Here is an 832-nt window from a genome sequence, read left to right as displayed (position 1 = left end):
TCGACGAGCCGACGCTGCCGTTCGGGCTGAGCGAGGTCCATGGCGACGGCAGCGGGGTCGGCGAGGCGCATCGGATGCTGCCGCAGGCGCTCAACGATCGGCTGCGGGCCCAGGCGCGGCGGCTGGGGGTGAGCCTGGCCAGCCTGTGCCATCTGGCCTGGGGGCAGGTGGTGGCGCTGAGCAGCGGGCGTCAGCAGGTGGTGTTCGGCACGGTGCTGTTCGGCCGCATGCATGCCGGTGCCGGCGCCGACCGCGCCATGGGCCTGTTCATCAACACCCTGCCTGTGCGCCTCGACCTCGACGGCACCGGAGTCGAGGAAAGCGTGCGGGCCACGCATCGCCGGCTTTCCGAGCTGCTGGCGCATGAGCATGCCTCGCTGGCGCTGGCGCAACGGTGCAGCGGCGTTGCCGCGCCGGCGCCGCTGTTCGGCGCGCTGCTGAACTACCGCCACAACACGCCGGCGGCCATGGCCGGCTCCGGGACGGAGGATGGTCTGTCCGGCGTGGAATGGCTGGGCAGCGAGGAGCGCACCAACTATCCGCTGACCTTGTCGGTGGAGGACTTTGGCGAGGCGCTCGGCCTCACCGCACAGGTGGTGGAGCCGATCTCTGCGGATCGGGTCTGCGGCTACATGCAGCGCGCGCTCGAAGCGCTGTCGGAGGCATTGGAGCAGGCTCCCGACAGGCCGGTGCGCGCGCTCGACATTCTTCCGCCCGAGGAGCGGACCTACCTTTTGGAGGAGCTGAACCGGACGGACGCGGCCTATCCGTCGGATCTTTGCATCCATGAGCTGTTCGAGCAGCAGGTGCGCCGGACGCCCGAGGCGGTGGC

1 protein-coding gene is annotated in these 832 nt (G+C 70.6%); it reads left to right on the top strand.

The features are described 5' to 3' along the window. The coding region (locus NKJ73_RS34070; protein WP_352572770.1) for a condensation domain-containing protein at window positions 1-832 on the top strand (832 nt) is incomplete at both ends.

Origin of the sequence: Mesorhizobium sp. M0074, assembly GCF_040322975.1 — a bacterium.
In the GTDB taxonomy this organism is placed as follows: Bacteria; Pseudomonadota; Alphaproteobacteria; order Rhizobiales; family Rhizobiaceae; genus Mesorhizobium.
This window is presented reverse-complemented; position numbering and strand designations above follow the sequence as displayed.